This window comes from Flagellimonas ulvae, from assembly GCF_049333175.1.
Taxonomy (GTDB): domain Bacteria; phylum Bacteroidota; class Bacteroidia; order Flavobacteriales; family Flavobacteriaceae; genus Flagellimonas.
Genome location: NZ_CP186325.1, coordinates 128,872 through 153,370, shown reverse-complemented (window position 1 = coordinate 153,370; position 24,499 = coordinate 128,872). Strand labels below are relative to the sequence as shown.

The following is a 24,499-nucleotide window of genomic DNA, read 5'->3' as shown; positions in this document are numbered from 1 at the left end:
TAGCAGAAAACAACACTTTTCTTCAGATGGGGCATGGTTAGAATCTGAATTCTGCTGTAAACACAGCATGAAATAAGGTGTCATCCAAACCACTTTCCTTTAAAAACCCACCTGGAAATATTAAATTGGTTTCAAATTCAAGGGTAATGAATTTATTCAATTCAAAAGCGGTAATTGTCCCGATTTGATGACCAATAAACCGCTCTTCGTTAATTGGGGGATATTGTAAATTGAGTGGAGGCCCGTACACCCCATCTTGTCTGGAGAAACGCCAAAAAGCTACGTAATCGAGTTCGAAATTGAATCGCCCTATAGAAGCATCAAAATAAGGGTGAATGTCAAACAAATTGGAAGGTCCTATTCTCGCAACCCTTCCAAAATAAGCCCCACGGGGATAGAGTCCATCAAAGGTGTTGAGGGTGCCATCGGTTTCACTGGTATCACCACTGATAGCCTCCGTCTTGAATCCAATTGAAGTTTTCTCACCTAAAAAAGGAACAGGATGCTCAATATTGAAGGAAACTGTCCATGCCCTGATATTTTGGTCACCAAAGCTCCCGGTTTGAAACACAAACTCGTTGTTATATGTCAATTTCTTCCATTGTCCAAAATGCCGTAGTCCCAAACTAAATCGATTATCATTTGCCGTTCCGGAATCCCAGGTTTTTGCTTCTTCTTCCTTGTAAATAGCATAGATATCCGTGCTGGAATTTGGTTTCCAGTGCTGGGTCCAATATAATGCTGCAACCGATTCTTGAAAATCAAGGGCATTATTGTCAAAAACTCCCTGTTCCACTCGAACAGGCACAGCATAAAAGCCCGTTACTACAGCTTTTTCGTTTTGAAATTGCAACTGTGCCATATCAAAAGACAAACGGATATTGGGTCCTTCGCGAATATCCATTAAACGTCCACTACCTAGGCGCATGTTTTGACGACCCACCAATAAATTCCAATTCTCATCAAAATGATATCGGGTAAAAAGTTGGTTGAAGCTCAGTTCATCCCGGTCTACAGGGGCTAAGTTGGTTTTACTTATAATCAAGCTGGAATTGAGTTCAGCAAAAAGTTCAAACTTGTCAGCTATTTTTAAGTGGGAATGAAATTGAAACCGGTTCAAGAACCAAATATCGTCCTGGTCCACTTCTGATGAGAATTCCTCGTTGATAAATGCTTCGGATTGAAAACGATAGCTTCCGCCAAAACTTAAGCTACTCTGATTACCAAGTTTGATTTGTTTCAGGTTTTCATAGACCCCATTTTTACTATCCGAAGGGATGACTATTTCATCATTTTGCCTTAGCAAACTAAAATTAAGTAGGTTCTTGTCATTCTTTTGAGCGTTGACCGAAAGTATCCAACAGAAGAAGAACCAAACGATTTGAGGCCAAGTTTTCATTTTAGAATTCGGTATCAAATCACTTGTTCTATGACTGACCTATTCTTGAATGAACTGCAGGTCAACGACCAGTTTTACCTGCTCGGCAACTACAATACTTCCGGCCTCTGTCACGGCACTCCATGCAAGTCCAAAATCCTTTCGGTTGATGGCACCTGTAATTTCAAAACCAGCCTTGGTTTGGCCGTAGGGGTCAACCGCGACACCGTTAAAATCAACATTCAACTCGATGCTTCTAGTGATATCTCGAATAGTCAAATCCCCAATCATCTTTTCACCATCAAAAGAGGTTGACTTGAATTTCATTTCAGGATAAGCTTCCGCGTTGAAAAAATCATCTGACCTCAAATGGTTATCTCTGTCACTGTTTTTGGTATTGATACTGGCCACCTGCGCCACAAAGTCAAAATCTGCATCCTTAAAATCCTCAGATTCTGTTGTAACCGTGGCATTGAAGTCCTCAAAGTGACCTGTTACGGTTGAAATCATCATGTGCTTTACCTTGAATCCAATCTCTGAATGAGCGGTGTCTAAATTCCATTTTGTTTTTACTGCTGTTTCCATATCTATTTTTGTTTTATTAATTAATTCTTTTGATATCCTCCGAAATATCTTACTGGGGACCAGTCTGGAATTACTTCGGGTAGTTCTGGACTCATATCTGAAAACTCTTCTGTACCGTAGACAACATCCCCATCAACCACGGTCAACACTGAAGTCAAATCATTGATTTCTTTCTCGGGGATGGTGAAATAATCATCCGAAAGAAGAGCAAAATCTGCGTACATACCATCTTCTAAAGTGCCTTTTACAGTTTCTTCGTTTGAGACCCATGCACTACCTTTTGTATAGAGGTGTAATGCTTCCTCGCGCGTTAATTGATTTTCCTCGGAAGCGAGTTGAAAATCACCCACGGTTTTCCCGGTTATCAACCAATACAAAGCGGGCCAAGGATTATAACTTGCTACGCGAGTACCGTCTGTACCAGCACCAACAGGAAGCCCCATTTCCATCATCTTTTTGACCGGAGGAGCTTCCTTGGCCTTTTCAGCTCCGTAGCGCTCCACAAAGTACTCTCCGGCATACGCCATACGGGCCTGTATGGCAACACCCCCATTTAAGGCTTTGATACGCTCCAAATCTTTTACTTGTACAGTTTCTGCATGGTCAAATAACCATCGCTTGGATGCCAATTTGCCGTTGGTCTCTTCATTCACCTCTTCGAATACATCTAACATTAAAGAAATGGTTTCGCCATAGGTAGCATGTATTCTAAAGGGCCAACCATTGTCCACATGTAAACGGACTATACGTTTTAAATCTGAACGCCACGTTGGTCGATCTCTATCTAACATGGGCTGGGGTGCCAAAAAATTCTCATAGTCACCAGCACTCCATGCTAAAAATTCTCCGCCACCTTCGAGTTCATAACCATGCTCCAAATGGATTTCACCATTATGGCCTACTTCATTGGTTTCCATCCATCGCGTGAATTCTTGATATTCTGCGCCCTTGTTTTGAGGGAACAAGAAATAGGATAATCGTATGGGCATTTCACCTGCATCGGCCAATCTTCTAGTTCCCATATAATCTTTAGGAAATACATGACCTCCACCACCAGCATCAATTCCGCTGGTAATGCCAAAGGTGTTCAACTCCCTGTAGAAATGTTTGGTTCCATTTGCAATTTCGCGCCCACTTAATGGAGGTAGGCTCCCTATACGAGCATATAGTATTGTTGGATTGGGATCCGCAATTAATACTCCTGTTAGTTTGCCATCAGGGCCTTTTTGAAATTCTGAATCTTTGGGAGCTTTGGTATTTTCATCAATTCCCAAAGCATCCAAACCTGCTTGATTTAGGTATCCTTGACTGTATAAAAAAAGAACGTAAGTGGGTACATCACCTGTGGCTTCGTTCAATTCATCCATAGTGAACAATCGCTTTTCCTCAAACTGAAAAGGACTCCATCCTCCAATTACCCGAACCCATTGTCCTTCCGGGGTTCTAGCTGCTTGTTCTTTCAGCATTTCCAAAGCACGCTTTAAGGTTTTTACCCCATCCCAACGAACCTCGGCATTATAAAATCGTCCGCCGCGGGTCAGGTGCAAATGGGAATCGTTCAAACCTGGAATCAAGGTTCTGCCCTTGGCATCAATGACCTCTGTACTATCACCTACCAAAACATTGATTTCCTCTGTAGTACCCGTAGCCATAATCTTGCCATCCTTTACGGCGATGGCTTCCGTAATCGTTCTGTTCGCGTCCATCACTGCAACCTTTGCATTGGTGACGACCATATCGGCAGTTTCTGAAGCTTTTCTAGTAGGCTCGTTACAGCTTATCAGCATCACTGCCATTATACATAAGGTTATAATTTTTTTCATTTTAATTGGATTTAAGGCCCCCGGAATCGAGGGCCTTTTGACATTATTAGGGCTTGTTATTTCTTTTCCTCTTCTTTAGCCCACTTCTGCATGGTCTTGATGTAATCAATACCCAAACCATAGGCTCCGCCATATCTTTTAGCAAGTTCATTCACCTCTATGTATTGGTCTGAGCGTGCCCAATCCCTGTATACTTCCAACATGTATTGCATGGAAGTCATGGGAATAACCCCAGCTTGAATCATTCTTGCCATGGACATATCATGTGCCTCCTGTGATACTGCGCCAGAGGCATCGGAGATAACATATACTTCGTAGCCATCTTCAAGAGCGGACAAGGCGGCTAGATTGATGCATACTTCGGTCCAAAGCCCGGCCATGACCAGTTTTTTCTTTCCAGTAGCTTCTACCGCTTTGACAAAGTTCTTGTCTTCCCAAGAGTTCATAGTCGTTCTGTCAATGTAGGTTGACTCATCAGGATAGTATTCTCTAATCTCAGGGAATATTGGTCCAGAAAATTGTTTTTCGGCCACGGTTGTAATAATGGTTGGCACCTCGAAAAGTTTTGATGCACCGGCAATCAGACCAGCGTTGTTGCGCAATTCTTCGATGGGTTGTGACTCTACGGCGAAAGCCATTTGACCTTCATGGTCAATAAGAAGCAAAGCATGGTTTGCTGGATTTAAAACTTGTTCGGCCGCATTCTCTGGATCATTTACTGGATTTGGGGCGTATTGCGTCCATTGTCCAAAAGTTAAGGCACTTACAAATAGTGCTAGCATAGATAAATTAAAGGTTCTCATTTTAGATTTAATTAGTGTCATTTTAGATGTATTTATACTTGTTTCAATTATTATATATCCATTGAAATTTCCATTAAAAGAAGCTCCGCGTTGTCATCCGCTTTGATATCCAAACTCTCGATATCCCAAAGACCAAAACCATCTCTTTCTTCCAATTTTTGTCCATTTATGGTCACATCTCCCTTAATTACAAAGGCATACACTCCATTTCCTGGTTTTTTGATATCGTAAGAGAGTGTGGTGCCCTCGTCAAGCTTTCCTAAATGGAACCACGCATCTTGGTGTATCCATACACCTTCATCGTCAGTATTGGGTGAAAGAACTTGTTGCAATTTGTTGTCACGTGCTCCTTCTTCTAGAGTGATTTGCTGATATCTCGGAGTTACACCTCTTTCTTTGGGCATTATCCATATTTGAAGGAATTTGACTTCCTTGTCCTTGTTAGCATTCATTTCGCTGTGCTGGATGCCCGTTCCGGCGCTCATTACCTGTACATCACCTTGCTTTATGATTTCACTTCTGCCCGTGCTGTCCATATGTTTCAGGTCACCTTCCAAGGGAATGGAAATAATTTCCATATCGCTATGCGGATGTTTCCCGAAGCCCATTCCAGCAGCTACTCTGTCATCATTAAGTACACGAAGTACTCCAAAGCTCATTCGCTCTGGGTTGTAGTAGTTCGCAAAGCTGAACGTATGTTTTGAATGAAGCCATCCGTGGTTGGCATCTCCGCGGGTATTGGCTTTGTGTAATACGGTAGTATTTGTTTTTGTTTCCATGTTTTTAATGTGATTAAATCCTACTTGTTTGACATTTGTTTTTTGAACTGAAGAAGAATCCGATGCTCTGAGATAGTTGCCCACTCCAAGAGCGGCTAAAACTCCTCCCCAAGACATATTTTGAATAAACTCTTTTCGTTTCATAATGATTTTGAATATGCCATTCCATAGTCCAATCCCGTGCCAAAACAAAAACCCCTTTGTTTACTGGGGTTAGCAGAGAATTCAATAAAAAACATTCTTCTCTTTTTATTGAATTTTCTCATATATGAGAAATATTAATGTATTTTTGGGAAGCCAATCTTTTACGATTATGAACGACTCTATCCCTTTTGATACTATCAACCAATGGTTGGTTGAAGAACTTCCATACGAGGTTATATGGTTCAATGAAAATGGTAAGATTGTCTATGCCAACAATCTGTTTTTTAAAAAGTTAGGATACAGGAAATCCGAGTTGCACCAGCTAAGTATTTTCGATTTAAATTCCACAGTGACTGAAGAAGAATGGAGAAAACACTGGAATCGTGTTCAGAAGAACAAAATTGTAAATTTTAAGGATACACATCGAAGGAAAGATGGTAAACTGTACGAGGTAGAGGTTTTTGCTCAATTTTTCTCAAATAATGGAAAAAGTTATATCTCGGCCATTCTAAATGAAATTACTGAGTCCAGTTTTTACCGAAATCTACTTAATCATGCTGAAAGACTTACACAGGTGGGAGGATGGAAATTAGATTTACAGGATGGATCGCTTATTGTAACAGAGGAAGCCCTTAAAATAATTAAAGTCGACGATAAAGCGGAATTACTACCCGGAAATGTTGTCCATAGATTTAAGAATGGTTTGGAGTACCAAGGGTTGCTAAAAAGTTTAATGCGAAGCGCACAAGCTTATGATGTGGTTCTTGAGACCAACGAGAGACCTCCAAGATATATTCGGAGTGCGGGGCAGGCCATCTTAAAAGGGAAAAAAATATTTAAGATTATTGGGGCGTACCAAGATGTAACTGAACTACAAGAAAGACATAATGCCCTAAGGCTTTATAAAGATATTCTTGACAATGCTGAAGACTTGGTCTATGTTTACAACAGGCAAGGTAGGCTGATTCATTATAGTAATTCAGTGTCAAAAGTGCTTGGTTTTACCAGGGATGAGCTAGACCATTTTAGCATTTATGATTTGGACCCATCCATTACAGCCGAATGGTGGGCCGAACATATGGATGATATTGCCAAAAACAAGGTTTTGCGTTTTGAATGGATGGTGGGAAGGAAGGATGGGACCAAGTTTCAGGCGGATATCACGGCAAACCATATAAGTTTTGAGGGAGAAGATTTGAATTGCGCCGTGATTCGGGATATTACTGGGAGAAAACAAAGAGAAACAGACCTTTTCAATGCTTTTGAGGAAATAAAATCGTTGAAAAAACAACTTGAGCAAGAGAATGAATACCTCCAGACCGAAATTAAAAGAAACATCAATTTCGACAATATTATCTGTAAAAGCGATAGTTATGCCAAGGTGCTAGAGGAAGTAGAAAAAGTAGCCAAAACGGATACCACGGTTTTAATTACGGGCGAATCGGGTACGGGAAAAGAGCTTTTGGCCAACAGTATCCATCAAAATAGTCGACGTAACCAGAGACCTCTTATTAAGGTAAATATGGCCACACTGCCCAATGAGCTGATAGAGAGTGAACTTTTTGGGCATAAAAAAGGGGCTTTTACTGGTGCTACGGCCGAAAAAGTTGGAAAGTTTTCTTTAGCGGATGAAGGCACCATTTTTTTGGATGAAATCGGGGAGATGCCCCTGGAATTGCAGTCCAAACTATTACGTGTGCTTCAAGAAGGGGAGTTTGACCCGCTAGGAAGCAATAAAACCAAAAAAGTAGACGTACGTGTTATAGCAGCGACCAACAGAAACCTTGACGAAATGGTAGAAAAAGGACAGTTTCGTGAGGACCTTTATTATAGACTCAATGTATTTCCCATATACAACATACCCTTGAGAGAGCGAAAAGAAGACATACCTTTATTGGCCCAGTTTTTTTTGGAAAAGTACTCAGCCAAGGCGGGTAAAGCCTTTAGAAAGATTTCCAAAAAGACGATCGATAAATTCATGGAATATCCCTTTCCTGGAAACATTCGTGAGCTTGAAAATTTAATTGAAAGAGCCGTGATTTTGGAAGCGGGAACTACACTTTTTCCAGGAAGTTGGTTGCCGACCAACAATGGTAACAGCAATACAGATGCTACCTTAAAAACTTTTGAACAAGTACAAAAGGACCATATAGTCAAAGTACTTAAGCATACAAAAGGGAGAGTGAGTGGCCCTAATGGAGCTGCCTCTATTTTGGATGTGAAAGATAAAACCCTTTTTGCGAAGATGAAAAGGTTGGGGATTGAAAAAACTACAGTTTTTAAATAATGCCAATCTTTCATAGAATAGTTACATTGTGCGTAATAAACAATAGGTCAAATAAGTCTAAGGTTGATTTTTGTAAAAAGTAATTCATCAGATGTAAATCGATTATCATGAAGCTATTCCACAAAATTCGAATGAGACTCCTTTCAGAAAACAAGTTTCAAAATTACCTCATGTATGCTATTGGGGAGATTGTTCTGGTGGTCATTGGAATTTTGATTGCATTGCAAATCAATGATTGGAGTGAAACCCGAAAACGAAAAATAGAGGAAGAAAAGCTACTTATTGCCTTAGTTGAGGACTTCAAAGAAAATAAGGATAGAATTGAAGAAGCCATTGATAAGGAAGAGGATATGATAAGAATGAGCAAATCCCTTATTGAAGTCATGCAATCTGAACCGGAGACGGTGAGTATAGACTCCATTCGATTTTGGGTCACCTCTGGGGCCAAATCATGGTGGAATGCTCAATTTGTTACGGGTACCTACGATGCTTTAGTAAGCTCAGGAAAAATAGGGGTTTTGGAAAACGACAATTTGAAAAGTCTTCTCTCCCAGTTTATGGCAGATATTGATTCGGGCTTTGAGGACCATGATGAATCCATGAGTTATTTGGTGGAGATGAACAAGATATCTGCTGATATAACTACCTACCTAATTCATGATGCTCAACGTGAAGAATTGGGTTTGCATATTTCAAAGGAGGATTTTGAGTTACCCATAAAGAAATTGATTGAAAATGACGCCTATCTCGGTCTTTTGATTTCAAAAACATGGCTAGAAACTTTGAGGGTCAACTATCAACAAAAACTTCTGTATTACATTAAGGAGATTCTCAAGTTATGTGAAACCGAACTGGGCAAGGCATGAAAATACCCATATTGTAAAGATTCTTGCGCCTTTAAGATTTCAAGATACGTTTTGGTCATCACAGTTTAAATTGATATTTATCATGTTAATCCACAGGAAGTAATTCTAACTTCATGCAACTAATTAAAAACCTGTTCTCATGAAAAAACGTGTTCCTGTATCCCAGATAATGACAACCGATGTAGTTACTCTCACCACAAAAGACAATTTAGTCAAAGCAGAGGAGACTTTTAAAACAAATCGAATCCGACATATTCCCATAGTCAATGGAGATACTATTTTGGGTATTTTAAGTTATACGGATTTGATGCGAATCAGTTTTGCCGATGCTATCGATGAATATGAGCAGAATGTGGATACCATGGTCTATAACATGTTCAGCATAGAGCAAGTTATGGTGAAAGATGTGGTTAGCGTGCCATCCACCGCTACAATCAAAGAAGTTGCGCAATTTTTAACCCAAAAGGAATTCCATGCATTGCCCGTAGTGGACGAAGGAAAGTTAGTCGGAATAGTTACCACTACCGATTTGATAAGATACCTATTGGAACTGCATTAGTACTACTGCCCATTTAATTTTTAATCAAGATAGTATTGGTTTCAAGGACATAATATAAGTATTTGCTAGCTTCCATTAAATGATTCGTCCAAAGCAATGTTCAGTGATAAATGCGGGATGTACTTTCTTGTTTTTACTAGAGAACCTTAGAACAAGCTATTAGGAAATTGTGGTAGATGTTACTTTATTTGATGAAAACCATTTCTAGATAGGCCAAACCGTTTTTGATTTGTTCGTCACCAACCTTACCCTTCATTTTATTATCTTTCTGCTGATAGTTCTAGGTTTGTTTCAAGATTAAAACGAATAGATAACCTAGACTTGATAAGATTTTTGGATATGCGCTTAACGTTCAGGTAAAAATGATAAAACTTTTCAGTAAAATTAGAATGCAACTTATCTCAGAAAACAAGTTTCGAAACTACCTTGTGTACGCTATTGGGGAAATAGTACTGGTAGTTATAGGCATATTAATTGCAATCCAAATAAATTCATTTAATGAATCAAAAAAAACGGATGAAAAACGGGAAAACCTCAAAGAGAGATTGGGAGAGCAGATAAACTTGAATCAATTCCAAGTTAAAGAATCCATTCAAGACCTTGAGAATCAAATAGAAGGTATCAAATCAGTAATGAACCTAATGGGGGACTCAGGAAGTCTTATTGAGTCCAGTTCCGTAAATAGTTTGATGACATTTGTTATAGAAGACCATCATTTGGGCCTAGACATGACCACATTGCAGGAGGCGTTACAGAATGGCGAACTTTCTGTTCTAAAAAACAATAATCTAAGAACATCTTTGTATTCCCTTTTAAAATATAATGAAAGGTTGGAGCAACGAGAGGAAATTGCTAATTATGACAACAACAATTTTAATATTCCTTTCCTATATAAAAATGTAAATTCCAGGAATATTTCGGCAAATACCAATATGGAGTACAAAACCGAAATTGGATATTCCAAACTTGAGTCCAATGATTTTAAATCACTTTTTGGAAATCGGGAATTTGAAAATCTAGTAGAATCTAGATTTTATTATGCCAAAGAAATGATGACCAATTACCGCAGAATGGAAAAATTCCTGGATTACCTTGACGGTATACTGGAAAATAAAAAGTAACGGACTTTCATGCCTTAGTCACGAATACATCTTCCGGTAAATTGATATCCATTTGATATAAAAATTTGAAACTTCAAAAAACTATGGAAAAACTAAATGAATCTCAGATAGAAAGCGAACTAAAAAGTTTAAAAGGCTGGAACCTTGAAAATGGAAGTATTGTAAAGACGTTTCAGTTTACGGATTTTAAAGAAGCTTTCTCGATAATGACCCGTATTGCCTTTGAGGCCGAAAAAGCCAACCACCACCCTGAGTGGGAAAATGTGTATAATCGACTTACCATAAAGCTCAATACCCATGATGCTGGGGGAATAACTGCATATGATTTTGATTTGGCAAAGATTATAGAATCTGTAATCAACCACTAAAATTCAATTTTATGTCTACTTGACTAGGGGTCATTTTTTTCTAAATTTGTCCTTGTCCAGATTAAAAATCATCTATGGGAAGAGCGTTTGAGTTTAGAAAGGCCAGAAAAATGAAACGCTGGTCGGCTATGTCCAAAGCATTTACAAGAATTGGCAAGGAGATCGTAATTGCGGTCAAAGAAGGTGGGCCAGACCCCGATTCCAATTCAAAATTACGCGCCGTAATCCAAAATGCCAAGGCTGTGAATATGCCCAAGGATAATATTGAACGCGCCATTAAAAGGGCTTCGGATAAAAACTTAGGCGACTTTAAAGAGGTTCTTTTTGAAGGTTATGGCCCACACGGAATTGCAATACTCATAGAAACCGCCACGGACAACAATACTAGAACCGTAGCAAATATTCGAAGCTATTTTAATAAATGTAATGGGAGTTTAGGAACTTCCGGCTCCGTGGAATTTATGTTTGATCATACTTGCAATTTTAGGGTTGCTGTGGACGGCCTTGACCCTGAAGAACTGGAATTGGAAATGATAGATTTTGGGGCCGAAGAAGTCTTTGTGGATGATGATGGTATTCTGATTTACGCCCCTTTTGAAAGTTTTGGTGCTATTCAGAAGGAATTGGAAAGTCGTCAAATTGAAATTCTTTCCTCTGGCTTTGAACGCATTCCACAAGCAACTAAAGAACTTTCAGAAGAGCAAGTTGCGGATATTGAAAAGCTTTTGGAGAAAATAGAAGAGGATGATGACGTACAGAACGTGTTTCACAACATGAATGACAATATAACTAACTGATTATCATTGTTTTACATAATAATTTGCTAATCTGTTCTGAACATCATACATCCAGATATCAAAAGCGATGAATTGGTTAATCTTGTTTGTGTAAATATACAAGTAGATGTTTCTCAGATGAGCAGGCTATTTTTTTCATCTGTAAGAACGGTTGTTGTGTTAGTTCTATTCAGCTTTATACCTTTTGGGTTTAAATCCTTTGTCAGTTTTTTGGCATCGCACGAAAACCATTTTAGGATTTATATTGAAAGAGAGATTTCTTTAAGCAAGGTATTATCTGGAATTCCTTACTTGTACTTTACTTTAGGTGTTTTGGAAAATCCATCTTACCTCCCAAGACCCTAACAATAAAAATTCCTTCTTGGTTAATATAGTAGAATATTACGTGTGACTTGTACCTAAATCGCAAAAGCATTTGATTCTTTACCGCAACGTATCTCCTACCCAGCTCAGGGTTCTTTGCCAGTTCTTCCAAAATCCCCCTTAGACCATGTGCGTACTTTAAGGATTGATTTTCTCCAAATTTTTCCAAAGTGTATTTGGCAATGGACTTTATATCGCTTCTTGCCCTTACACTTATTACATATTTATTTTCCGGCATTGTACTCGTTAATGGCCTCCCCCCAAATACTATCTATGGTAGCATCGGATGGACCACTTTCCATTCCCTCGATTAATGCTTCGTTTAAATCGACTATTCGTTTTCTACGCTCTTGATCTTTTCGAATAATATCCCTGACATATTCGCTATCGTTAGTGTAAAAACCCTGCTCTATCAAGCTTTTGACATAAGCATCTTGTTGTTCCGTAAATGTTATGGATTTTCTTATAACAGCCATAATGAACCAATAGTATTAATAATGGTTCAATTTAGACATAAAATTTGAGGAAAGCAACAATCGTTTATTTGAACTTTAACAGACCATGTGCTATTCCCAAATGAGGTTTTCAATTTTGTCGCTGACCGTTCTATTGGCTTCTCGATTACCTTCTATGGAGCCACAGTTTGTTAAAATTAGAATGGCCACATCTTCTTCCACGAACCATCTTATTGCACTGTTATGTCCAAATGACTCTCCCCCACGTGACCAAATCTCTTTTGTTCCTCTTGATGTTGTGGTAGTGTACCAACCATATCCTATCCCCGTACCACTTCCTAAGGTCTTGTGTGGGCCAAATAAATTGACCAATGATTCCTTATTTAGAATTTCATAGTCCTTAAGCGCCTTATAATACCGTTTTAAGTCAATGATATTGGTGGTTACACCTCCGGATGCCCGGTAGCCCCAATTAGGATTAAGATTACCAGGAGGGAATTTTTTTTGCTTTTGAGCAAATAGTCCTTCATTATCTTCGTCCGCCTCAAACCAAAAACCTGTACTCTCCATTTTTGCTCTTTCAAATAAATTTTTACGAGTAAACGTTTCATATGTAATCCCAGTTGAACCTTCAATGATGGCAGCAGCTAACCAATAGCCAGCACTGGAGTAGTTGAATTCCTCTTTTGGACCCAGTGGTCTTTTATATAATAATCTCATATTGTCGATTCGGTCAACTGCTCCATAAGTCTCATATTCATTACTCAAACCGGATGTATGAATTAGCATATCATGAATGGAAATATTTTTGAAATCAGCTGGGCAATTTTCATCGAACATTGAAAGGGAATCAGAAGTTTTCAGTATGCCCTTTTGTTGAGCGATAAGCACTACGGCCCCAGTAATACCCTTTGTAGTGGAAGCTAGGTAAAACTTGGTGGAAGGGTTTATCAAGGTTCTTTTCAAAGAATCGGTCCATCCATAACCCTTTTGAAGAATCACACTATCGCTAACCATAACAACCACAGACCCTGAAAATCCTATATTGGTTTCTTTTGAGAGCAGAGAATCAATGCGTTTTCCTAACCCCTCGCGGACAATTGTGCTAACACTATTTAAAACATCCGTATTTGAAGTATTTGAATGCCCTGGAGGTTTTTCTCTACATGAGCTTAGTACTACTATTAGTAAAGCTATCAATAAACTTTCTTTCATTGTTTAATTGAACTTATTGCCGTTTGGTCATTCTTGGATTCATTAATGTCATGGCCAGACAAAACTTTTAGCCATTGTTGTCTGGCGTTATTCATTTGTCTTTAAGTAGTCTTGATACTGAATCCACTTTTTATTGTGATAATCAAATCTACTTTTTATCATACCATGCTCTCGTTTACCAACACAGTCTTTGATTAAATCATGCGGACATGTAGGCGCACCCAATTTAAAAACAAGATATGGTAAACGGTAATAGATATTTGTTTTGTCCTCAAGGTCAATTTTCCAAATGGTCTCTGGAATATTTTTCCTGATTGTTTCAGCTACATAAGAAACAATCGCATCAATTGGAGTTTTATTTTCTTGATTTTCCAAATCCTCTATTGTGAAATTTTCAAGTAGATAATTTTCAACAATTATCAATGAATTTGGAGACCAATCCAGCAACTTAGCCAATTTAGGGTTTGGTTTTACCCAGTCATTGAAACGGTCTTCTGTGAATGTTGTCCATTCTATGAAATCTTCATTTCTTTCTTCATTTGTTTTGTCCATGTTAAAATAGATGGCTCATGTATCTAAAATGCAATTGATGTACTATGGTTTACCAATTTCAATAGTTCATTTGAGTCTGTAATATCATCTTGAAATATCCAATTAGACACTCTCACTATCGTTTATTTGAACTTATCCTGTTACAACCCATACAATAAAACACTAAATCTTAATTTTATTTTTAATCATAAAACTGATAAATCTTAAAGTTTAAACTTTCCTAGAAATTCCTCTTTCCGCCTAACCGCTATTGGAACTTGATTGCCATTTTTCATTACAATATAAGACTGCTTCCCTTTATGAAATGTCTTAATCATTTCCATGTTTATAAGATGGGATTTATGGCATTTGAAGAATTTTTTTCCGTCCAGAAGAGTTTCATAGAATTTTATGGGTTTACTGACTATTTGCTTTTTATCGTTGGTATGGATATGGGTGTAGTTACCATTCGCTTCTAAGTGCACGATATCAGCTACCAAAACTGTTTCAAAACCTTGCACGGATGGGATGGTCAATAGTTTTGGCTGTTCCTGTTCTATATTTTTGAGTAATTGTCGTACGTGGCCATTGTGTTCTTTCGATCGTATTTCTTCTTGAAGGCGAGCGATAGTTTCATTAAATTCATCAAAATCAATTGGTTTCATCAAGTAGTCAAAAGCACTGAATTTAATGGCTTTAATGGCGTAGTTGTCAAAAGCTGTTGTGAAGATGGTCTTGAAGGAAATAGTACCGAGCTGCCTTAAAAAATCAAATCCTGTCTTATTATCGATTTCAATATCCAAAAAGACCAAATCCAAGGAGGTGTTCTTAGCAACCTCGAGTGCATTATCTACAGTTTTACAAGTCGCAACGACATTAAAGGTGCCAGGTTTCCTGTCTATTAAATGCAACAGCCTTTTGACGCAGTGGGATTCATCATCAATAATTAGCGTGTTTATCATAGCAACTTATATTGAAGTTGTTCAATTATTGGACTTCAAGATAATAAAATCCAATTGTCAAAAAACCAAGTATAAACTAGGCCAATGCCATGGGTAGTGATATAATAATCTTTGTACCAATTTCCTTATCAATGATTTTAACAGACCCGTTGGTATCTTCAGTCTTATTAAGCACCTCAATTCTGTTCTGGGTGATTGACATACCCATAGAACTCTTTTTGAGGGGTTCGTTCATGCTCTTGCTCATAGACCTACCCACACCATTATCTTCTACGGTACATAACAAATGTTCCTGTTCAGATTGGAAATTAATTTGAATCTTGCCGCCCTTTTCCGATTTGGATAGACCGTGAACTATACTGTTTTCGACAAAAGGTTGTAACAACATTGGTGGTAGGAGGACTTCATCAGTATCCAAATCGTCAGCAACCTTGATTTCAAAATCGAAGGTATTGTCAAACCGCTTCTGCTCAATAGCCAAATAGGTGTTAAGTAAATTAATGTCATCTTCCAAAGTGATAAGTTGTTTATCAGAATTTTCAAGTGTCATACGCATCAAGCGGGCAAACTTACCGAGATAGTCACTTGCAGATTGCGTGTCATTATTTAGAATATAATCGCCTATGGAATTGAGGCTGTTGAAGATAAAATGCGGGTTCATCTGTGCACGAAGTGCTTTCAACTCTACTTTGGCCACCTTGGCAGTGAACTCGGCTTCTTTTTTGGCCGTCTCTGCTCTTTGTTTTCGTCGGTACAAAACAAAGGCGAATAGCGAGGCCAACACAATACCGCTACCACCCAAAAGCGAAGCATTTTTAATCGTACGTTGGCGTTCCGTTTTCGCAAAAGCGAGTGCTTCCCGTTTATCTGCCTCGTACTGGATTTCCTTTCGGGATATTTCCACCTTTCGGTCGGCACTCACCAAGCTGTCATTCAGGATGTTCGCGGCCTTGTAATTTTCCAAAGCCTTTTGATAGTCCCCCTTTTTTTCCTGGATGGTCGCCAAGGTTTGAAGCGACTTGGTTTCGGTGTATAGATTGTTGAGGGATTTTACCGCGTTCAGACTTTCCATGGCGTAGAATTCTGCCTTATCCAAATCATTGCTGTGCAAGTAAACTTCTGCGGCATTAACGTAAGCTGGTACTCTCACCATTTCGAGACCCAAAGAATCAATCATTTTTAGGCTTGAAGCTGTATTGGTCAATCCTTCGGATAGTTGTCCACCTTGTGCTTGTACCAATCCTAGATTACTTCTGACATTGGCAATTTGCAAAATATCATTGGTACGTTCTGCTTCCTTGATGGATTCCTTGAAATAAAATACTGCCGAGTCTGTTTGTTGTAGAAGTCCGAAAATATTGCCAATGTTGGAAAGCGTGTTGCTCTTACGCTGTGGATATTCTAATAATTTTCTGAAAATGGGCATTGCTTTTTCGTAATCTTCCTGCTCATAATGTATCAATCCCATATTGGTCAGCATTGAAAATTGATAACGCTTAAGGGAAGGGTTTTGTTCAGATATTTTATAGGCTGCTTGATAATAATTCAAGGCTTTTAGTGGGTTGGAAAGGAAATAATGGTACACGACGCCGACATTATTATTCGCCAGTAAAATACCTTTGGTGTATTTCAAATCCTCGGCCAAGGATAATGTCTTAAGGGTATAAGCCAACCACGTCGTATCGGCAGGAGTCATAAGCATTTTTTTAGCAGCGTAGCTCTGTCTTAGATTAACCAGTGCTGTGTCGACTATCTCATATTGTTCAATCAGTTTTTGAATGGAATCTGCTTCTCTAAGCTGCGAATAACCAAGATAATAGAAGCATAATAAGGCAAGGATTAATCGTATTCTCATTAAAATTTGGTGGATTTTGAGGCGACAAAATACTCATTAAAAACGGTAATACAATTAAAACCAAACGATAAGCTGATGAATGGCTACTATAATATATTTTCTATGGATTGTATAGAAAGAAATATGCATTTTTCTTTTTTAAAGGACAAAATCTATGAAACGTATTCTATCAATTCTATTCTCTCTTGTATTAATCGCCTGTAGTAGCAACAATGATTCCGGGTCCATTGATGACGACAATGGTGGATTGCCTGATTCATTTATCACGGCAAAAATAAACGGAAGTAATTTTGAGGCGATACCTGTTGATAGGGGTGTACCAACAATTTCAGCAGAACTTTCCGAAAATGAAGCTTTCTTTTCAATGGTAATCGCAGGAATTGATTTGGAAGAGGATATTACGCAAGGTGAAGCAATCATAATTGCAATGACAGGTGTAAGTTTTGATTTGGTTACAACAGGTGTCCAGATAAACAACCCTGTAGATAATCCCTTGGAATTGCAATTTGGTGGTGGTTATGCACCCTATGAAATTGATGGCCCAAACGTTGACTTTGATACTGATGGTACTTTTGGGTCGTTGAGAATTACTGGTATCGATAAGGAAAAACAAATCATTTCCGGGGAGTTTGAATATAATGTGGAAAATTCCGATACCGGTGAAACACTTCAGGTTACTGAGGGCTTCTTCAACAAGATTCAGTATACTGTAAAATGAAATTCTTGTATCTTGATAAACCTATCTTTATCTGACCAAACAGCGCGTCTACCAAAAATGACTTTTAAATACGCAAAACCATATTGCTGTATTCTGATACAGCTATTTTCCATTAGTGTTTGGGGGCAGAATTGTGCGGAAATCTCTGATTGGATGGATGTCATCAAGAAGGAATATCCAGCTCTCAAAGTAACTACTTATGTTCAAAGAACTACAATTGAGAACCTAGCGATCAACATGTACTCGGATAAGTATTTTGTTCCTTTCAGAGGCAAATCATTTTCAAGTTTATCCGAAAAGGCACGAACCAAAGACTGGCGAAAAATACAGTCCTGCTACATTAAAAATAGACATCAAAGTATTCCTTATAAGGCTTGGGTGTTTAGCAATATCATTTATAATTACCAGCTTGATTTTAGAAGTAATGTTTTCACTAAAAAAGTTTTAGATCGAAATCAGCTTCGAGAGTCACTTTCCCATGAATTAGAATTGCTTTCTCAAGGCCAATTAAACTATAATGCTGTTCAAATGTTAAAGTCTAACTTGAATTCCAAATACATCGTCTTGTTTCCATCGGAAATTGAAATGGCTTTAAAGAAAGTAAATAAATACGAGAGCATCTCCGCAGATAAGGTGCTTTTAGAAAAAACAGAGACTGCACAGGTTTTGGAGAATACAAGAGCTTCGCTGGAGGCACTTTTGAATTTCGAGAACATAAATCGCGAATTGTATGCAAAAGCTTCAGAACAAATTAGAGCCCAAGTAAATCGAGATATTGCATCAAAAACGAAGGAATTAGTGGATTATTTGATGCCAAAGGAAATATTAAAATTGGCAAGTACGAAATCTACGGATGCCAACGCCCAAAAAATCAATAGACTCATTGCCGATTTCAAGAATGACTATAGCCAAGTTCTGCATATTGAAAGCGCACAGAAAACATTTCAGCTTTTTCAAAAACGAAAAACTGAAATAGTTTCCAATATGAAAGCCTGGCTCAAAATTGGTATCGAAAGTGTAAAAACCCAGAACGAACTGACCAAGCTTGCAGAACTAATACTTCCAGACCTTGTCGAAAGCAGTCCGATTTATAAAGAATTGTCCAATGCGGTCAATGAAAAAAGTCAGTCGCTTCAAAAGAAACTGGTCCTACTAGCTGAACAAAAGCGTTTTGAACGAAAAGAAAAGGAAAAACTATTTAGAACTGAAGCTTTAAGGCGAAACCAAGAGATAAGCAAATTAAAGTCTGAGGTTGACATTCTTCGTGTTAAGCTAAACAATAAACATTCAACGAATCTTCCTACCTACGAAGATTTGCATTACATATTGCAAGCACATCTGAGCTTGTTTGATGCTGAAGGAAAGTATAACCGCAATGATGGCCAGAAATTTGTAAATAACATTGAAGAGAAAGGTTTCTACAGAATTTCTTCAAAAAATATGTCCCGCTCAGAATTTTTCAAAGACAAAAATGGTTTTTCTGTTCGAAGTTACGTGACAAAAAACAGTGATAATGGCAATGTACTTCTAAGAATCGAAAATGCCTCGGAAGATTTGGTGAATCTATATCAAAAAGAACTCTTGGCATTTTATAGAAATAGATTGACAACATATCAAACAACAAAATATGATAAATATCGCGGTGCATATATTAATAGCGGTAGGACTCTGTACAACTATACAGTGGTGAATGGTGTTTTATCGGTTCGCGCATATTCGAACATAAATGCCAATACAAGTGTTAAAGCTGAACAAATTGGAGCTTATAAGTTAAGAGTAACACCTTTTTCAGATTTAACACATTTAAATCTCAAAAGCGGTCAGAAATTCAGCTTAAAGGTTTCGGGAAAAATGAAAGTGGGAAATTTTTTGGGCCATTCTGGTCCGGAGGGCATTAAATCATTAAGTATCTATAATATTGATAAACGCTTTTTGCATGGCAGTTTATTGGGAAAAATAGGTGAGAAAGGTAAATGGTTTTTGGTGGGCAATGGTGGAACATTTACAGCAAATGTTAGCGGAATGCTTTATTTAAAAGTAAATGACCGTTTGGTGAATGATAATGAAGGTTTCTATACGGTGCACTATGAAATAAACTAGTACGTGTGATATAACAATCGTTTTTTTGAACACATAATCAATGTTTATAACCCTAGCATGCAGAATTGAGGTGGTATGCTTTAATTCTTTTTTTAACTGAGTAGTATGGCAAGTACATGGAAAACTCTTGCAAGTAGATAGTCCAAAAACTATAAATAGAATCTTCCTCATCGTTTATTTGAACTTTAGCAACGGTCCCGGCTATGGCCCCGTGGCCAGCGCCAGACGTTTTTTAATAGATAGAAGTTAGGAAAAAATGGCCAAACGATAGCCATGGGCTATAGCCATTGTTGGCTGTAGTTATTTTATTTTTTCAAGTAACTTTTTTAGTTCGTTAATGTCACCTTTGAGTCGTCTTAATTCCGTTCGGAACATCAATACCCAAGAACTGTCCTCTTTTTTTCCAACCCAGGTCAATACAGGTGTCCATTCCTTTGTTTTACAAGTTACAATATGAAGATTTTTAAATTCATCAAGCGTAACTTCCATATTTGACTTTACTTTTAATTTGGTGATTGATGCCCATTGTTTTGTCCAAAAATCCCTTTCATTCCAATCATTTGGTTTTGGATTCTTTAATAAGTTAATTTTTATATCACTGTTCTTTCCAAGTTGGAATTCGTAGTTCTCTCCTATTTTATAAAGTTTCCAGGGTGCAGGGATTAAATCAATTATTAAGTTTTGAAAATTTATAGAATTTACCTTTTCCCGTGTTATCTGATTTAAGCTTGCTTTCGGTCTGACGTCAATAGTCTCTTCAATTATATCAATCGAGTCTGCAATCTTTTTTGATTGCCTTTTTTCATGATTCCAGAAATGGATATCGTCCGATAAAATACCATCTCCGGTATGGAGTAAAACAATGAGGTTCCCAGACCCATCAGACCCAATTGCAATTGCGTTTTGAGGAAAACCATCCCATTCACGAGCATTTTTTGTTTCTAGTACAATATGATTGCATGTCCTACTTATTCGTTTACGACTAGATTTATCAAAAAATGGAAAAAGTTCAAATTCCAGTTTTTTCGATACTAATTCACCACCGTTAGATTTTAACATTCGTTTTCTGAAGGAATTTGGAAATGAGACACCTAAGTCAGATTCCGTCGCTGCTATGTATTTTTCTTCAACTGGAAATGCCATTTTTTTTAATTACCGCCAACAATTGTGTATAGATCATATAATCGATATATCTTTTATGTGCGGAACTAAGTTAAGATAAATCTGTCCTGCAAATGGGATGTTCTTGGTAATCGTTTATTTGAACTTTAACGGCCTTGCTATAACTCGTGGTCGAGCGCAAGGTGGTTTTTATTTGATTGGGAAGTTAGCAAAAACCTCCCATTGAGGAATACCATGATTTATGAGCCAATGTTAGGTGCAGGTTTATTTGTATCGAACAAAAACAGGACTTCCTGGGTACTTAAATTCAACTAGATAATTCTTTTCTGTATGTGGCCCATACCATCTTCTATATTTTCGATTGCGAAAGTCATATATGTTTATGATAAGATATGGTTGATTAAGTAGTTGACGACTTAATTCGATTTCAAAAAAGGCAATATTCGATTTATCTTTCTCACAGGTCCGGTACTGAAATCCCAAACTAAATTTTCCAATAGAGTCCTTTTCAATTTCCTCCCAAGCCTTATCACTGATAGTCAAGATACCTGAATCATATTCAGCGTAATATGAAAATGAGCTGTTTACTGGCTTTACCTTTGGCTGAAGCATACCAGATGTTAAAAGTTCATTATTGATTTGAATAATAACGTTACCCTTTTGACCATGAATACTTAGAATAAAAAAATAGAGAATACACGTTATTGAATATTTATTCATGACTTTAATTGCAGCTAACAAATGTGTATGATTCATTAAGCACTATATCCGCTTAATAAGCAATCCTTTTATTGAACTTTTCATTTCCGAAATCAAGTTAGATATATTTTTCTGTCCCAAAAACCTCTCTTTAACCTGGATTTAATTATTCATATTAAAAAAAATCCGCATATATTCCATCTTTCTAATTAGAATTTTCCTTGACCTGTAAATCTCAAAATCTGACCAACCCTTTATTACTCCATTGGGAGAGTAAGAATGCCCTTCTACGATTTTCACGATCAACAATTAACCTAAAAAGAAGTAACATTTCTTCAGCGCTTATTTCTGATAATTCTTTCGGAGGATTTATCAATCCTTTAAAAATCAAAACAGCCTCCGATATTCGTTTGTGTTTACAGTCAATGATGACCTGTCAAATTTTATGCATGTCATTGTAGTTATCTTCTCTCGACTACCTCTTTTCTTTTTAGTAACAATTTTAAGCGGTAATCCCGAATAAACAGGTTCCAAGGAGTCGTCCCCTACATTACTACTTCTTGACAACATATAGTATACCACAGGATGACCGGCATTTTCGCCGAAACTACCCTCTATTAGGCCTTTTGCCACCCAAACCTCACTGGTCATGGTATCACTGGTCATTCGATATAATTCGCAGTCATGCCCTAAAATGGATGCATAGCCGACTGATTTGTAAATTCTTGGGTCTTCTTCATCGTTGGCCAATTTTAAAAGCTCTTTGAAGTCAAATTTCATAGCCATAAGCGTTTTTCTATCAGCATCATCACTATCAAAACCCATATAGCTGTACATTTTGTTCAGGTTATTATCAAACACTTGTAGTATGCCATTGTTTTTAACAGCAAAATAGTCACCGTTGGCCGGCAGATAGTAATCCAATGTGGAGGTTCTTCCTCTGGGTGTTTCTATTTGCATTTTATAGATGTATTCAAAACGGTAGGTTTCCTGTTGAGCTTTGGCATCAATGATTGTAAAGGTTATTAATGCCATTATTAATGCGGGTTTCTTTAAAGTTTTCATAAGTCTTTTATTAATTTATATTCGGCTCCGCCAAAACGGTCTTGGAGCGTTCCTGTTAACTCGTTTGTAGATATTTCTATAATTTCCAGGGTGACAGTTACTATTCCAAATAGTTCATCTTGTATGTCAAATACCACTTCGTTAGTGGCATTTATGGTGTATGGTGAGGCATATATTCCCGTAGAAAAACATTCGCTATCTATTTCTGCTGATGAGAACTGTTCAGATACTACGTTTTGACCATCGATAAACTGATAGAACGTTCGGTCAAGACAGCCTTCAGGTACCTTAATATTGTTTTTTTCTTCGATAAACCATTTGCCAATGAGCAATTCTGAAACTGTAGGTTCTGGTTCAATGGTGCCATTGTCATCATTGCTGCAATTGGTCAAGGTGAAGACCAGCAAAGTAACCAATAGGTATGTTGAATAGGTTTTCATGATCCTTATTTTTTATATTTATCGAACTCTCTATTGATGTCTGAATAACCAACCCCTGAAAAGGATAGGTCTGTAATTTTGAGGATATGGTCTTCAGGATTGAGTTTGGCCTTTTCGTAATCGTTTTCTATAGTAATTTTTGCCGTGCCTGAAGCGGCCTCCATGTCAGAAAGGTCTATGGTTCCTGACATACTTTCACTGGGTTTTACATAACCCAGGCGCATATTGTACATGGCACTAATTAGATTCCCATTGATATCATTGGGTTTTAGGCTCACAAGTGCGCTTACCACTGTTTGTTCGTCTGCGTTATATGCAATTTGAATGGATTCGGTGCCTTTGTTCAATTTCTTTTTAAAGGTTATGGTGGCACGTCTAAAACCAATATTTTCATTCTTGGCAACCACACTTGAAGCGCTTGTATAATACCAATCTTTGCCATTTATCTTACATAGGTAGGTGCCTTTGCCAATCGTTTTTTTGACTGGGCTATTTTCCGTTGCCATCTGCGCAGCTACATTTTTTTCTGGCTCCTTTTTGTTTTCATTTTTACATGAAAACAGTGCTATACTTAGCAAAAGGATTGTTAGTGATTTCATCTTATCTATTTTTTTTATTTTTGCTTTGGGTTTTCTGGGCCTCAATCATTTTTTCTTTCAGGGCATTGCCCAAAGAATCTTTCTGTTTTTGGGTAAGGTCTTTGGTCTGTATGTAGTACCAATTTTTATATTCTTCTTTCTGTTCTTTTGGCAGGTCCATTTTTTCTATAAACTCTAAAAAGCTTAATGAGTTGCCCGTCGAGTTACCGTCTAGGTCTTCTCCAAAAATTTGGGTCAGGGTCCCTGCGGCCAGATCCATAAAGTTGTCTGATTTTACCTCAGTTTTTGCTTCGGTACTGTCTTTTTTTGTGCTTTCATTTTTTTGTGCTTGGGTTACATTTGAAATGCAGAGTGACAGCATTATTAATAAAATTTGTGGTGTTTTCATTGTTATTGGATTTAATGATTTTTAGGGACATGGGCCTGCAAGGGCAAAAAAGGAATAAACCACACTGGGTGTAATATTGCCCTTAGAATCGACGGCCTCTATTTTCCAATAATATTGACGTCCGCTAATCAGAGTGCCCTCCGGTAAGGTGAATGATGTGTCATCTATATCTGCTGCCAACAACATAATTTGGCCTTCTTCAGTACCTAAAAATAACCGATAGCGGATATGGTCATCTTCAGGATCTTCAGATGCTTCCCAACTAAATGTAGCTTGTGTTAAACTAATTAAACCTGCCAAGTCGAAACAAGGACCTGCACCATTAACGGGAGTAAGAAGCAATGGTGTAGTTGGGGGAAGGTTATTTTCAGAGCCATCATCATTATTGTTACTACAACCAATAATGTATATGCCCAGTATAATTACAAATGTTTTAAATAGTGATTTCATCATTTTTAATTTTATAGTTCAATAATT

At 37.7% G+C, this 24,499-nt stretch carries 26 protein-coding genes; 8 read left to right on the top strand and 18 right to left on the bottom strand.

The genetic code is table 11. The annotated features are described in order from the left end of the window. Positions 1–37: 37 nt before the first annotated feature. The 5 genes from ACOKFD_RS00740 to ACOKFD_RS00720 are packed head-to-tail and all read right to left on the bottom strand — an operon-like array spanning position 38 to position 5,368. Positions 38–1,399 carry an alginate export family protein gene (locus ACOKFD_RS00740; RefSeq protein WP_422859501.1) on the bottom strand — a complete coding sequence of 454 codons (1,362 nt, stop codon included), beginning with the start codon at positions 1,397–1,399 and terminating at the stop codon, positions 38–40. A gap of 39 nt (positions 1,400–1,438) precedes the next feature. Beyond that, on the bottom strand, positions 1,439–1,963 hold the full coding sequence (locus ACOKFD_RS00735; protein WP_422859500.1) for a YceI family protein: 525 nt from the start codon (positions 1,961–1,963) through the stop codon (positions 1,439–1,441). A gap of 20 nt (positions 1,964–1,983) precedes the next feature. Continuing rightward, entirely contained in the window at positions 1,984–3,786 is a 1,803-nt protein-coding gene (locus ACOKFD_RS00730; RefSeq protein ID WP_422859499.1) for an amidohydrolase, read from the bottom strand. Positions 3,787–3,842: 56 nt separating this feature from the next. Then, positions 3,843–4,610 carry a hydrolase gene (locus tag ACOKFD_RS00725; RefSeq protein ID WP_422859498.1) on the bottom strand — a complete coding sequence of 256 codons (768 nt, stop codon included), beginning with the start codon at positions 4,608–4,610 and terminating at the stop codon, positions 3,843–3,845. 29 nt (positions 4,611–4,639) lie between these two features. Continuing rightward, positions 4,640–5,368, bottom strand: a complete 729-nt coding sequence (locus ACOKFD_RS00720; protein WP_422860991.1) for a pirin family protein — start codon at positions 5,366–5,368, stop codon at positions 4,640–4,642. Positions 5,369–5,681: 313 nt separating this feature from the next. On the opposite strand from ACOKFD_RS00720, the gene ACOKFD_RS00715 reads away from it, so the two are divergent. From ACOKFD_RS00715 to ACOKFD_RS00690, 6 genes are all read left to right on the top strand, one after another. Then, positions 5,682–7,799 (top strand): sigma 54-interacting transcriptional regulator, encoded by a 2,118-nt coding sequence (locus ACOKFD_RS00715; RefSeq protein WP_422859497.1) that lies wholly within the window; start codon positions 5,682–5,684, stop codon positions 7,797–7,799. A gap of 107 nt (positions 7,800–7,906) precedes the next feature. Next, positions 7,907–8,665, top strand: coding sequence for a DUF6090 family protein (locus ACOKFD_RS00710; protein ID WP_422859496.1), 759 nt, complete (start codon positions 7,907–7,909; stop codon positions 8,663–8,665). A 139-nt stretch (positions 8,666–8,804) separates the two neighbouring features. After that, the gene (locus ACOKFD_RS00705) at positions 8,805–9,224 is read left to right on the top strand and encodes a CBS domain-containing protein (protein WP_422859495.1); all 420 of its coding nucleotides are present in this window, start codon (positions 8,805–8,807) and stop codon (positions 9,222–9,224) included. A 362-nt stretch (positions 9,225–9,586) separates the two neighbouring features. Further along, complete coding sequence (locus ACOKFD_RS00700) at positions 9,587–10,345, top strand: hypothetical protein (protein ID WP_422859494.1); 759 nt, start codon at positions 9,587–9,589, stop codon at positions 10,343–10,345. Between the two features lie 83 nt (positions 10,346–10,428). After that, positions 10,429–10,713 carry a 4a-hydroxytetrahydrobiopterin dehydratase gene (locus ACOKFD_RS00695; protein WP_422859493.1) on the top strand — a complete coding sequence of 95 codons (285 nt, stop codon included), beginning with the start codon at positions 10,429–10,431 and terminating at the stop codon, positions 10,711–10,713. 74 nt (positions 10,714–10,787) lie between these two features. Continuing rightward, a complete protein-coding gene (locus tag ACOKFD_RS00690; protein WP_422859492.1) occupies positions 10,788–11,510 on the top strand; it encodes a YebC/PmpR family DNA-binding transcriptional regulator in 723 nt (240 codons plus the stop codon). Positions 11,511–11,808: 298 nt separating this feature from the next. Here ACOKFD_RS00690 and ACOKFD_RS00685 read toward each other — a convergent pair whose 3' ends face one another. The 6 genes from ACOKFD_RS00685 to ACOKFD_RS00660 form a co-directional block, all read right to left on the bottom strand. After that, positions 11,809–12,111, bottom strand: coding sequence for a type II toxin-antitoxin system RelE/ParE family toxin (locus ACOKFD_RS00685; protein ID WP_422859491.1), 303 nt, complete (start codon positions 12,109–12,111; stop codon positions 11,809–11,811). Continuing rightward, positions 12,098–12,349 carry a type II toxin-antitoxin system ParD family antitoxin gene (locus tag ACOKFD_RS00680; protein WP_422859490.1) on the bottom strand — a complete coding sequence of 84 codons (252 nt, stop codon included), beginning with the start codon at positions 12,347–12,349 and terminating at the stop codon, positions 12,098–12,100. The genes ACOKFD_RS00685 and ACOKFD_RS00680 overlap by 14 nt, the downstream gene beginning before the upstream one ends. A gap of 90 nt (positions 12,350–12,439) precedes the next feature. Next, positions 12,440–13,543, bottom strand: coding sequence for a serine hydrolase domain-containing protein (locus ACOKFD_RS00675; RefSeq protein ID WP_422859489.1), 1,104 nt, complete (start codon positions 13,541–13,543; stop codon positions 12,440–12,442). 87 nt (positions 13,544–13,630) lie between these two features. Then, positions 13,631–14,095 carry a hypothetical protein gene (locus tag ACOKFD_RS00670; protein ID WP_422859488.1) on the bottom strand — a complete coding sequence of 155 codons (465 nt, stop codon included), beginning with the start codon at positions 14,093–14,095 and terminating at the stop codon, positions 13,631–13,633. 203 nt (positions 14,096–14,298) lie between these two features. Further along, complete coding sequence (locus ACOKFD_RS00665) at positions 14,299–15,036, bottom strand: LytR/AlgR family response regulator transcription factor (RefSeq protein ID WP_422859487.1); 738 nt, start codon at positions 15,034–15,036, stop codon at positions 14,299–14,301. A gap of 76 nt (positions 15,037–15,112) precedes the next feature. After that, positions 15,113–16,891, bottom strand: a complete 1,779-nt coding sequence (locus tag ACOKFD_RS00660) for a tetratricopeptide repeat-containing sensor histidine kinase (RefSeq protein ID WP_422859486.1) — start codon at positions 16,889–16,891, stop codon at positions 15,113–15,115. Positions 16,892–17,045: 154 nt separating this feature from the next. On the opposite strand from ACOKFD_RS00660, the gene ACOKFD_RS00655 reads away from it, so the two are divergent. Then, positions 17,046–17,609 (top strand): hypothetical protein, encoded by a 564-nt coding sequence (locus ACOKFD_RS00655; RefSeq protein WP_422859485.1) that lies wholly within the window; start codon positions 17,046–17,048, stop codon positions 17,607–17,609. 57 nt (positions 17,610–17,666) lie between these two features. Beyond that, positions 17,667–19,709: a hypothetical protein gene (locus ACOKFD_RS00650; RefSeq protein ID WP_422859484.1), complete on the top strand. Its 2,043-nt coding sequence runs from the start codon at positions 17,667–17,669 to the stop codon at positions 19,707–19,709. Positions 19,710–20,009: 300 nt separating this feature from the next. Here the strand turns inward: ACOKFD_RS00650 and ACOKFD_RS00645 are convergent, their stop codons facing one another. The 7 genes from ACOKFD_RS00645 to ACOKFD_RS00615 form a co-directional block, all read right to left on the bottom strand. Continuing rightward, positions 20,010–20,852, bottom strand: coding sequence for an SMI1/KNR4 family protein (locus ACOKFD_RS00645; RefSeq protein WP_422859483.1), 843 nt, complete (start codon positions 20,850–20,852; stop codon positions 20,010–20,012). A gap of 243 nt (positions 20,853–21,095) precedes the next feature. Next, a complete protein-coding gene (locus tag ACOKFD_RS00640; RefSeq protein WP_422859482.1) occupies positions 21,096–21,551 on the bottom strand; it encodes a hypothetical protein in 456 nt (151 codons plus the stop codon). A gap of 366 nt (positions 21,552–21,917) precedes the next feature. After that, positions 21,918–22,595 (bottom strand): DUF4412 domain-containing protein, encoded by a 678-nt coding sequence (locus ACOKFD_RS00635; RefSeq protein WP_422859481.1) that lies wholly within the window; start codon positions 22,593–22,595, stop codon positions 21,918–21,920. Then, on the bottom strand, positions 22,592–23,035 hold the full coding sequence (locus ACOKFD_RS00630; protein WP_422859480.1) for a hypothetical protein: 444 nt from the start codon (positions 23,033–23,035) through the stop codon (positions 22,592–22,594). The genes ACOKFD_RS00635 and ACOKFD_RS00630 overlap by 4 nt, the downstream gene beginning before the upstream one ends. Before the next feature lie 5 nt (positions 23,036–23,040). Next, positions 23,041–23,634 carry a hypothetical protein gene (locus tag ACOKFD_RS00625; RefSeq protein WP_422859479.1) on the bottom strand — a complete coding sequence of 198 codons (594 nt, stop codon included), beginning with the start codon at positions 23,632–23,634 and terminating at the stop codon, positions 23,041–23,043. Between the two features lies 1 nt (position 23,635). Further along, positions 23,636–24,022: a hypothetical protein gene (locus ACOKFD_RS00620; RefSeq protein ID WP_422859478.1), complete on the bottom strand. Its 387-nt coding sequence runs from the start codon at positions 24,020–24,022 to the stop codon at positions 23,636–23,638. Between the two features lie 21 nt (positions 24,023–24,043). Further along, positions 24,044–24,475, bottom strand: coding sequence for a hypothetical protein (locus ACOKFD_RS00615; RefSeq protein ID WP_422859477.1), 432 nt, complete (start codon positions 24,473–24,475; stop codon positions 24,044–24,046). Between the last annotated feature and the right edge of the window lie 24 nt (positions 24,476–24,499).